General features: G+C 66.8%; 10 protein-coding genes and 1 pseudogene. 6 read left to right on the forward strand and 5 right to left on the reverse strand.

Annotated elements, in window-relative coordinates; translation table 11 throughout:
- Positions 1–46 precede the first annotated feature (46 nt).
- Together ABZ293_RS37855 and ABZ293_RS37860 are read right to left on the reverse strand one after the other, a co-directional pair.
- Positions 47–796 (reverse strand): SDR family oxidoreductase, encoded by a 750-nt coding sequence (locus tag ABZ293_RS37855; RefSeq protein WP_355188819.1) that lies wholly within the window; start codon positions 794–796, stop codon positions 47–49.
- Between the two features lie 22 nt (positions 797–818).
- On the reverse strand, positions 819–1,187 hold the full coding sequence (locus ABZ293_RS37860) for a hypothetical protein (RefSeq protein ID WP_355188821.1): 369 nt from the start codon (positions 1,185–1,187) through the stop codon (positions 819–821).
- A 214-nt stretch (positions 1,188–1,401) separates the two neighbouring features.
- Here ABZ293_RS37860 and ABZ293_RS37865 point away from each other — a divergent pair, with 214 nt between their 5' ends.
- The 3 genes and pseudogenes from ABZ293_RS37865 (at position 1,402) to ABZ293_RS37875 (ending at position 4,156) form a co-directional block, all read left to right on the forward strand.
- Positions 1,402–1,977, forward strand: a complete 576-nt coding sequence (locus ABZ293_RS37865) for a sigma-70 family RNA polymerase sigma factor (protein ID WP_355188823.1) — start codon at positions 1,402–1,404, stop codon at positions 1,975–1,977.
- A 428-nt stretch (positions 1,978–2,405) separates the two neighbouring features.
- Positions 2,406–2,612, forward strand: a pseudogene (locus ABZ293_RS37870) (alanine dehydrogenase); the annotation flags it as partial.
- Positions 2,613–2,716: 104 nt separating this feature from the next.
- The gene (locus tag ABZ293_RS37875) at positions 2,717–4,156 is read left to right on the forward strand and encodes an amino acid permease (protein ID WP_355188825.1); all 1,440 of its coding nucleotides are present in this window, start codon (positions 2,717–2,719) and stop codon (positions 4,154–4,156) included.
- Positions 4,157–4,637: 481 nt separating this feature from the next.
- Here ABZ293_RS37875 and ABZ293_RS37880 read toward each other — a convergent pair whose 3' ends face one another.
- From ABZ293_RS37880 to ABZ293_RS37890, 3 genes are all read right to left on the reverse strand, one after another.
- Entirely contained in the window at positions 4,638–5,228 is a 591-nt protein-coding gene (locus ABZ293_RS37880; protein WP_355188827.1) for a cytochrome b, read from the reverse strand.
- On the reverse strand, positions 5,218–6,321 hold the full coding sequence (locus tag ABZ293_RS37885; RefSeq protein WP_355188829.1) for a catalase family peroxidase: 1,104 nt from the start codon (positions 6,319–6,321) through the stop codon (positions 5,218–5,220). Before ABZ293_RS37885 ends, ABZ293_RS37880 begins: the two co-directional genes overlap by 11 nt.
- An 85-nt stretch (positions 6,322–6,406) precedes the next feature.
- Positions 6,407–6,922: a hypothetical protein gene (locus ABZ293_RS37890; protein WP_355188831.1), complete on the reverse strand. Its 516-nt coding sequence runs from the start codon at positions 6,920–6,922 to the stop codon at positions 6,407–6,409.
- A gap of 209 nt (positions 6,923–7,131) precedes the next feature.
- Between ABZ293_RS37890 and ABZ293_RS37895 the strand changes: the two genes are divergently transcribed.
- The 3 genes from ABZ293_RS37895 (at position 7,132) to ABZ293_RS37905 (ending at position 10,233) form a co-directional block, all read left to right on the forward strand.
- Positions 7,132–7,677 carry a sigma-70 family RNA polymerase sigma factor gene (locus ABZ293_RS37895; protein ID WP_355188832.1) on the forward strand — a complete coding sequence of 182 codons (546 nt, stop codon included), beginning with the start codon at positions 7,132–7,134 and terminating at the stop codon, positions 7,675–7,677.
- On the forward strand, positions 7,667–8,347 hold the full coding sequence (locus ABZ293_RS37900) for an anti-sigma factor (RefSeq protein ID WP_355188834.1): 681 nt from the start codon (positions 7,667–7,669) through the stop codon (positions 8,345–8,347). Before ABZ293_RS37895 ends, ABZ293_RS37900 begins: the two co-directional genes overlap by 11 nt.
- Positions 8,348–8,817: 470 nt before the next feature.
- A complete protein-coding gene (locus tag ABZ293_RS37905) occupies positions 8,818–10,233 on the forward strand; it encodes an N-acetylmuramoyl-L-alanine amidase (RefSeq protein WP_355188836.1) in 1,416 nt (471 codons plus the stop codon).
- Positions 10,234–10,553 lie beyond the last annotated feature (320 nt).

The following is a 10,553-nucleotide window of genomic DNA, read 5'->3' on the forward strand; positions in this document are numbered from 1 at the left end:
GCGCGTCGGCGATATTGGTGCTCGGCGTCCCACGCGCTGGAAAACGTCAGCCGAGCCGGGCAACCACCGCGCGCGGCAGACGCGGCAGCACCACATCGATGAGCCGCCACGGCCACGCCGGAACGCATGCGCGAATCCGCTCCTGCTCGATCGCCCGCACCATCGCCGCGACGCCCTTCTCCAGCGGCGCGACCATCCGTGCGTCACCGGCCTTCGCCGCCATATCGGTGGCGATGAATCCCGGCAGCAAGGTGGTGACGGCGATCGGTGACTGCGCGAATTCGACGGTCAGCGCCTCGCCCAAGGCGGCCAGTCCGGCCTTACTTGCCGAGTAGGCCGCCTTCGTGCCCGGCAATCCGCGCACCGCGCTCATCGAGGACACCAGCACCAGGTGGCCGCCCTGGTGGGCGCGGAAGATCTCCAATGCCGCCTCGGTCTGGGCCAGCGCGCTGACGAAATTGGTGGTGGCCGTGGCGAGATTGGCATCCGCCCGACCGGTGCCGATCGGCGCGCCCTTGCCGATACCGGCATTGACGATCACGCGGTCCAATCCGCCCAGTTCATCGCGCAACTGCGCGAATACCAGTGGCACGGCCGCATGATCGTCGACGTCGAGCGCGCGGACCGCGATCTTGATCCCCGGATGTGCGGCAGTGAGTTCATCGCGCAGCGATTCGAGCGCGTCGAGCCGTCGGGCACACAGGGCGAGGTCGCGGCCCTGGGCGGCGAAATCCCGCGCCATCGCAGCGCCGAGTCCGGCGCTCGCACCGGTGATCAGGATCTTGGTCCGCGTCATGATCGCGACGATAGCGCTGGGCTCAGCCGCCGAACGAACCGGTGCGCACGGGCGGCACCATATGCCAGGCACCGCAATTCACCGTCTTGAAGGCCACATCGGTCGGCGCGATCTCGGCGCGGACCGGACGATTTCTGGTGAAGTCGTTAGCGATGATGTAGTGCTGATCGGTGTTATCGCCATCGACCTTGCGCAGCCGTCGCCAGTCGCAGCCGACCGCAGGATCGGGGGTGCCGGGGGCCTCCCAGGTACCGGGCAGGATGTCGACACCCACCAGGTAGACGCCATCCTCGGTGATGGCGTTCGCGGGCTGGGCGGCCGCGGTGCCCGCGCCCAGCAGTGTCGCGGTGGACGCCATTGCCCCGGCGATCACGAGCGTGCTTGCACGCATACTGCTTGCTCCTAGCATCGTTCTCGGGCCGCCACCGGCGGCTGACCTGCGGAGATCCCCGTATCTCCGGGGCAAAGGTCTACCAGACTCAGCGGTCGATTTCGGCGGAATCGGAGATTCCTGTCACATATCCAGTCGGTTGTGCATTACTGCGATCCAACTTCACTGTGTCGGCGGTGATTCCACTCGCGCGAGTTCCCGCGATACCTCTTATATGAGTGGTATTTGTCCGGTGGTCGATGTCGCGGACAGACGGTCGACCTGCGGGACGGCGTGTGCCGGTCTATGTACCGACGATGGGATTGCCGCCGTACTGGCCGCCGACCGGGCACTACTGCATTGGCGTGCGATGCGCGGCCTCGGCGATTCGGGGCTCGCCGAACAGGCGGTGCAGGAAACGCTGCTGCGGGCCTGGCGCTCCTGCGCGATGTTCGACGGACGCAAGGGTACGGTCCGCACCTGGCTGCTCGCCATCCAACGCAACGTCATGATCGATATCGCCCGCGCCCGGGCCGTCCGTCCCGCGGATACCGAATGGGACGAGATCGGGCAACTCGGCGATATCAGATACGCGAACCCGGACTTCGCCGACCGCCTCGTCGACTGTCTGCTCGTTGCGGAGCTGCTCGCCCGCCTGCCCGAATCCCAGCGCATCGCGGTGGTGGAGGTGATTCTGCGGGATCGGGCCTATCAGGAGGTCGCCGATGATTTCGGCATTCCGGTCGGCACCGTGAAGACCCGGGTCCACTATGCGCTGCGCTCGCTGCGCCGCCTGCCGATAGGGGCCTGAATCCGGCCGACTGTGCCCGCCGCGTCGCCGCCCGCCAGCGGGGCGGAGCCTTCGAGCCGCCGAATCCGGCCACACCGCCTGCGCTGTCGGTGCGGATGCTCAGCCGCTGGAACAGCAGATGCCCCACCGCGCCCGCACTCGATTTCAGCGCCCGCACTCGACGTGACGACATCGAGCGGCCGCACCGGGGTTCATCGGTCACGCGCCGAAGATCCCTCGGTTCCGAACCCGGATTCAGCCGTTCAATAGAATGTAAGGCAGAAATACAGCGCAATATCAGAATTATCTGCATCGCTATGGAGCATCCTGGTGATGAATATTCATACTGGGACTCGGCCCCGCTGGTGATGCGCCTCACACCTCGCATCTGACATCCGCTGCGGCGCTGTCGCTCAATCCTCAATACATATGTCCAGGAGCTTTTGCCTGTGAAAATCGGAATCCCCCGCGAAGTCAATAACCACGAGTACCGCATAGCGATGACCTCAGCCGGGGTCCACGAACTTGTCTCCGACGCGCATGAGGTGTTCGTCGAATCCGGCGCCGGTCGCGGGTCATCGTTCGATGACGCGGACTACCTGCGGGTGGGTGCGACGATCATGCAGTCCGCCGACGGTGTCCGGGGCACGGCGGAGGTGGCCGCACCGGAATCAATCCACACGATGACCCGCGCCGCACAGCGGAGGGCACCCTCGAACCCGACTTTTGTCGCGACCGCCGGCACCGAAGGAATGGACGCATGACGATCCCCGACCAGCAGAACCAGACGGCACTCCCGACCACCGAGTCGGAGGGTTACGCCCGCGGATTGAATCCCAGAACGATCCAGATGATCGCGATCGGCGGGGCAATCGGCACCGGTCTGTTCTACGGCGCGGGCGGTGCGATCGCGCAGGCGGGACCGGCGTTGATCCTGACGTACCTCGCTGCGGGCCTGGCCGTCTTCGTGATCATGCGGGCACTCGGCGAGCTGCTGACGTACCGGCCGGTTTCCGGCAGCTTCGCGGAGTACGCCCACGAGTTCCTCGGCCGTTTCACTGGATTCGCCACCGGTTGGACGTATTGGGCGGTGTGGGTGACCACCTGCATGGCCGAGATCACTGTCGCGGGCAAGTACGTCGAGTACTGGTTCGACATCAAGCCGTGGATCACCGCACTGGTCGTGTTGACCGTGCTATTCGGGGCGAACTTGATCTCGGTACGGCTGTTCGGAGAGGCCGAGTTCTGGTTCTCCGCTGTCAAGATCACCGCGATCGTGGGCATGATCCTGATCGGGATCGGGGTATTGACAATCGGATTCGGTCACGCCGCGCACCCGTCTGTTGCCAACCTCTGGGCTGACGGTGGGGTGTTCCCCCATGGCTTCGGGCAGTCCCTGATGACATTGCAGATCGTGCTGTTCGCCTATGTCGGCGTCGAACTCGTCGGCGTGACCGCGGGCGAGGCGCGTGACCCCAAGAAGACGCTGCGGAAAGCGATCAACACCCTTCCGTTCCGTATCGGCCTGTTCTACATCGGTTCGCTTCTGGTGATCATGTCCGTTGCCAGTTGGCGAAACTTTCATTCGGGAAAGAGTCCGTTCGTCGAAGTCTTCGAGCAGATCGGAATCCCCGGCGCCGCTGGCATCATCAACTTCGTGCTGCTCACCGCCGCACTGTCATCGTGTAACTCGGGCATTTACTCCACCGGGCGGATGCTGCGCAGCCTGTCGCTGCGAAGGGAAGCGCCTGCCGTGGTCGGCACACTCAGCTCCCGCTCGGTGCCATTCGCCGGAATCTGCCTCTCCGCGGGCGTCATGGTCATCGGCGTAATCGTCAACGCCATCTCCCCCGACAAGGCATTCGCCTACATCACCTCGGTCTCCACCGTCGGCATCATCTTCGTCTGGGGAGTCATTCTGGTCTGCCACATGATCTACCGCGCCCGCGTCAAGGCCGGTGTCCTGCCGGCCAGCGACTACCGACTGCCCGCCGCGCCGGTGACCACCTGGCTCGCGCTCGGACTCCTCGGTCTGGTTGTCTTCCTGCTGTTCTTCACCGACAGCGGGCGCATCGCGCTCGTGGTCGGCGCCGTGTGGGCGGTGGTCGTCAGCGTGGGATATCTCATGATGACCCGGCTCGGGTCAGAAGATCGCAAGCAAGGAGGGTCCTTCCCGCGGCGGCCGGGCGTACGCGTTTGATGGCCACGCAGATTTCTGCACGGTACCCATCGAGGCTCGAGCCCGATATGGATAGCCAGATGTCTCCGCATCCCGGGGAACCAGACGTGCATCTCGCAGTGCAGCTCGGTAATGTGCGCTTCGATTTCACGGCGTGCGCCACTGCAGCCTTGTCGTTCATACAAGATTGCCGTGACCGCCACTATCCGATGCATCTCGCAGTGATCCTTGATGACACCCGCAGGTACCCACGCTTGCCCAATGAACGCCTGTACCTGCAGCACTGAACCAGATAACAACCGGCGACGCCGCTGGGCGCTGAGTCCGCCAACCGTTCAAGGGACTCACTGGCTTTCATGCTGGCGGGATGAAGTCGGCCGCCGCGGAGATCCTCGACATCCTCGATCAAGTGTTGGCGATCGTCCCGCGGCGGTAACCGGACAGGCTCGCTGACCCTCGGCCGACCGAGGTGGAGCAACGGCGCCGTGGGTGCCCCCAGTTATCACGGAACGTGGTCGGCACGCTCATCGTGTTCCGCTGACACCGGCCTCTTCGACCGGACGGGCAGCGGCGTCATCCGGTCGAGGAGTCGGTCGCGGAGCACGAGGGTGTGGAACAGGACCGCGCACATGTGGGCCGTGAACGTCAGGAACAGCAGGTTCGCCAGAATCGTGTGGGCCTGCCGCAGCATGGCGTAGGCGTTCGGGTCGTTGGGCGCGATGGCCGGCAGGCGCAGGTGCTCGTAGATCACGATCGGGGTCCCGGCGCTCGAGAGCATGGCCCATCCGATCAACGGCTGAGCCAGCAGCAGCGCGTAGAGCAGGTACTCGGTTCCCTTCGCCACCAGGCGCTCCAGGGGGCGCATGGTGGACGGAAACGGCGGCGGCCGGTGCAGCAGACGGTTCCCGATCCGGATCACCACCAGGACGAGGATCGCGATCCCCAGCGGTTCGTGGATGGCCCGCAGGCGGTGGTAGTCGGTCAGCGAGGCCATCATGGTGGCGCCGACGACGAGTTGGGCGATGACCAGGACCGCCATGATCCAGTGCAGTAGGCGCGAAGGAAGGGCGTATCGGGTCGGCTCAGCGGGCACCGAGCACCTCCTCGACGGTGATGGCACTTGGCTGTGCGGGTTCGCCGGATCGGCGGGTGAAGGACCGGGCATACACCGCCGACCGTGCGCTGAGCAGGGGATCGTCCGACGGCGTGATGCCGACGGGCAGCACGAGCGGGTCGAAGTTGATGTCCCGGGCGTTGCCCGGCCCCTCGGTCTGCACCGAATCGATCGTCACGGTGCCGACGTCGATGGTGCGCCTGTCCTCGGGCCAGGCCTTGGTGGCGTCGTTGGTCGGGTCGCCGGGTTCGCCGATGGTGAGCATCAGGCGCCATCGCAGCGGTTCGGTGGCGACCGCGCGGATCAGCGCGTCGAAGAGGTAGTTCTTACCGGGCTGTGCCTGGTCGGCGGGTTCGGGTGGTTGCTCGGGGACGAGCATCCAGCGCACCGCAGCCGTGACCCCGGCGGCGTCGGTGACACCGAACGCGTTGAGCCCGCGGAAGGTGCTGTCGCCGAATCCGGAGGTCGGCGGGTGCTGCCGGATGATCTGCATGGCCGCCGCGGTCTCCGGGTGCTCGGCCAGGAACGCGGCCATCTTCTCCGGATCGGGTTTTCCCGTTCCGGCAACGGGTTTGGCGGCGAGCAGTCGTTCGTAGAAGCCTTCCGGGGTGCTGTCGAGGAAGACCGGGAGGTTGACCATCGCGGTGCGCCACTGCTCCCCGTTCGGCAGCGTGAATTGCAGCCCCAGGCCGCGGACTGTGGCGTTCGCGTCGGTGGCGTAGGGCACGCTTCCCGAGAGCGAGAACCGGCCGGTCACCGGAACCCGTCCGGGCTGGAAGACAACGGCGGTGGACACCGCGACGCCCGCCCCATTGCTCTCGAAATATCCAGTGGCACTGAGTCCCTTGGCATGGTTGCGCCGGAAGCCTTCGTGCTTGCCGTTCAGCTGCTCGAATCGGTCGACTATTCGCGACGATGTCAACGCGTCCGGCGTCAACCAGCCCTTGGCGTAGAGGAAACCGCCGACGTCCACCGTGGCGATCCCCCCGACGGCGGCCAATCCGAGGAGGACACCGCGCCGACTGATTTCCGTGTGTGTCCCGGGATCCGCCCGTTCGGTGTCGTCCTCCATCGGCTCTCCTCTTCTCTCCCATGAGGTGTGCAGCTCGTGGGATGCGGTTCTCTCGGTGGGCCCGTTGGGGCGAGTGGGACTCGCCCTACCGGCCGGCGGTGGGGGGTGCGACCGGCGCCGGGGTCACCAGGGCGACGTGCCACTGGCCCTTGACGCCCTCGCCGTTGGTCTGGCCCGGCGCGTCGTCCTTCGCGAACCGGTACAGCGGGTGGCCGTCGTACACCGCCTGCTGTGCCCCGCCGTCGGGGCGGGTGAGGGTGCTCAGTGCGCCGGGGAGGTTCGTCCCGTCGGCGGCTTTCGGGGCGCCGAGCGTCGGTGGCCAGGTCGTGGCGCACTGCCCGACGCAGGCGGAGGACGTCGGGGTGTCCGGTGTGAACCAGTACAGGGTGTAGCCGGCCGCATCGGTCACGACGGTGCCGAGGGCGGTGGTGGTTGCGCCGAGCCGCGCCACGGGGGCGCCGTCGGCCGGGGCGGCGGAGGCATGCGGGGCAGAACTGGTCGGCTGTGCATCCTGCGCGGCGGTGTCGTTGCCGCAGGCGGACAGCAGCACCAGCGCGGCGCCGAGCCCGATGCACTGTGCCGGTAGCGTTCGCGTCTTCATCGTTGTCTCGCTTCCGTTCGGAGTCGCAGTTGTGCGAGCTGAACTGGAATACGGCAGCGGGGCGGCGCACATTCACTTCGCGACTGTGTGACATGTCACTCGTCTGGTGTCCCGGCGACGTGAATGATCCGAAGGGGCGGTCCGTATACCGGGTGAGGACATCGCTGGTGACCGGCGCGTTGGGACACGATGGGTGCGGAGGTGAAGGCATGCGGCTGATTTCGCAGCGCCGGCATGTCGGTGGGCTCGGAGATGAATCTGCGCTGCGCGCAGCGTACGAGGACCACGCTGGCGAGCTGTTCCGGTTTGCACGCCGCTCGCTGGGGGACGCGGGCGGCGCCGAGGAGGCCGTGCAGGAGACGTTCTTGCGCGCCTGGCGGGCGGCGCACAGCTTCCAACCGGACACCGCGTCGCTGCGCACCTGGTTGTTCTCGATCTGCCGCAACATCGTCATCGACATCAGCCGTGCGCGGGCCAGCCGGCCGCCGCTGGCCGACACCGAACCGATCGATACCCCCAGTGCCGCGCAACCTCTGGAAGAACTGGTGGTGGGTCTGCAGGTGGAGGAGGCCCTGCGCCGGTTGTCCGAGCAGCATCGTCAGGTTCTCGTCGAGGTGCACCTGCGCGACCGGCCGGCCGCCGAGGTCGCCGCCCAGCTCGGGATCCCCGAGGGCACCGTCCGCAGCCGGGTCTACTACGGTCTCCAAGCTCTCAAACTCGTACTGGAAGAAATGGGGTGGCACGGTGAGTACTGATCAGTGCCGGCAGCTACGAACCCACCTCGGTATGCACGCCCTTGGCCGGCTCGAACCGGCCGCGACCGTGGCGCTGCAGGCGCACCTCGACGGCTGCCCGGACTGCCGGTCCGAACTGCGCGAACTGCGCGGCGTCGCCCAGGCCCTTCGCCAGGCCGACCCCGAGCGGGTCGACGATCAGCCTGCCGGTCCGCCCCCGGCGCTGCGCACCGCGGTGTTCACCGCAGTCGAACAGGAACGACGCCGGAAGCGCTCGGTCCGGACCGCGCAGCGCGTCGCCGCGGCGGCGGCGGTGCTGATCGTCGCGCTGGGGGGAGTCTTCATCGTCACGTCGCAGCTGGCCACGAACTCCCCGCAGGGCACGAACTCTCAGCCGGTCGCCTTCGCCGAACAGCCCGCCGGTGTGCACGCTTCGGCCAGCGTGGAGAACCGCAACTGGGGCACCAGCATCGCCCTCGATGTCACCGGCCTGCCGCAGGGCCAGCGGTACGCCGTGTGGCTCGAACGCCCGGACGGCAGCAGAATGCCCGCCGGTAGTTTCGTCGCGGGCGGTGAGAAGAAGATGTCCATGCAGATGGCGGTCGGACTACCGATGTACGAGGCCGTGGCCCTGGGCATCAGCACTCCCACTGACCCGAGCCCCCTCCTCCTGGCACCGCTCCACTCCTGACGTACTCGGGACCCAGTGCTGGGTGGCTGCTCCATGCAAGGGGGGGGATCTCGTCCCTGGCTCGCGGTACTGGGCAACTGCCGTCGGGTCAGGTTGTCCCAGCTGTTCTGCGGAATTGATTGGTCAGAGAACCACCACGACATCGCGGCAAACAGGATGGGCTCGGTGGCACGTAAGGCGGACATACCTGACTCGTTCACCCGGCACGACTTGCGTCACTGGTGTTGTCCGCGCTGATCTACCAGGGCACTGATGCGAAGACCGCGCAGAAGCGCCTAGGTCACGCGACCGCATTTATCACGGGCGAGGTGTACGTGGATCGTTTCGAGGGGCGTGAGTCTAGAACTCGCGAGACTGTGGACGCTATGCTCTCCCGTAACAACAGCACCAGCAGTAACACCGGGAGCGCTACCGCGTAGGTTGATCGGCTGGCGGCGCTCACTGGACCATCACGGGACTAGGGAGCTGCTTTGTCTATCTACCAGGCATTTTGCGTGAAGCCGAGCATTATCAGGACTGGTATCTGCGGCGTCGTCACGGCCGCCGTGGTGGTGACGCTGTCCGGGCTGGCTCCGGCCGCGCTCGCCGAGCCGACATCTCCGGAAATGGCCACGAAACTCGCAGGCAAGACAATATTCGTCGACCCGGGTCATCAGGGTCCCAATCATGCCGAAAACCTGGCGCGGCAGGTGAGCAACGGGCGCGGTGGCACCAAGGATTGTCAGACCACCGGCATGATCACGGCGAACGGAGTGCAGGAGCACACCATCACCTGGAAGGTGGCCGAACTGGTTCGGGCCACCCTGGAAGATCTGGGCGCGAAGGTGGTGCTCAGCCGTCCGGATGACTCCGGCTGGGGCGGCTGCGTCGATGAACGGGCACACGCCGCCAATGCCTCCGGCGCCGACGTCGCGGTGAGCATCCACGCCGATAGCGCACCTGCGCAGTACCGCGGATTCCACCTGATCGTGCCGCAGCTACCGATTCCGGATCCGAAGATCGATCAGATCCAGTCCGGCCCCGGTCTGGCGGCGACGAAGGCGGTGCGCGACGCCTATCTGCAGGCCGGTTTTCCGGCGGCCAACTACGCAGGCACACAGGACGGACTGCAGACCCGCAACGATGTGGCCGGTCCGGCACTGACCGCCGTGCCCGATGTGTTCGTCGAGATGGGCAATGGGGCCAATCCCGAGGACGCCGCGCTACTGGAGAGTCCGGAGGGACAGGTCAAGCATGCCCTGGCGATCGCGACCGGTCTGATCGGGTTCCTGCTCGGCGCCCCGCAGCAGACGGCGACGCCCCCGGTATCGGGCGGAGTGCCCGCGCATACCGGTTCGACGTCCGACCAGCCCGCCGCGGTTCCGGCACCCAGTGTGCCGCTGGCCAATGCGGTGCCCTCGGTGCCCACCGCCGGGATGGCGCCGCGGCCCGCTGCCGCCCCCGAGCCCACGGCGACGCCGCAACTCGTGCCAACGACCGACACCGTCCCGCAACCGCCGACCGCGCCCGCATCGCTGAATCCGCCACCCGGTTACGCACCGGCGCCGGGCTACACACCGCTACCCGATTCGCCGGATACACAGCAAACGCCCGGCTCGTCGCAGTCCCCTGGCGCTCCGCAGACCGGTTTGCTGCCGCCGGGTTTTGCGCTCTCGCCCAACACCCCGCAGTCGCCGGGCACGGCACAGTCACCCGGTTCGCAACTGTCGCCGAATCAGACCACGCCGAATGCGAGCAGCGGGCTGCTGCCCACCCTCGTCAACACCATCATGCAAATGCTGATGCCATTGGCCATGTCACTCGGCATGGACAACACCGTGGTCACCTCGGAGCTGATCAACCTGGCCTACACCCTGGCCAGCGCCCTGCTCGGCCCGACGAAGTAACGCGGGCGCCCGGCTGCGGCCATGTCCGCAGCCGGGCGGCTGTGGACATGGCCGCCGGTCGTCCGCTTCCGCACCCACCACGGAGCGAGTATCGCGAGCGACCGTTCACGGCCCGTCTCGCGTCCCAGTCGTCGAAGCGCATACACCGCAGGCACTGGCATCAGGCCACTGGGCTGCGCACCTACGGCGCCGAACTTCCCCCGCCCCAGGCAACCCGCCACGGAGTGAGTCTTACGAGCGACCGTTCGCGGCCCGTCTCGCGTCCGAGTCGTCGAAGCGCATGCGACGAAGTCGCGAGTCTCGACGGCTCGGACGCGAGG

Origin of the sequence: Nocardia sp. NPDC005998, from assembly GCF_040614395.1 — a bacterium.
GTDB lineage: Bacteria > Actinomycetota > Actinomycetes > Mycobacteriales > Mycobacteriaceae > Nocardia.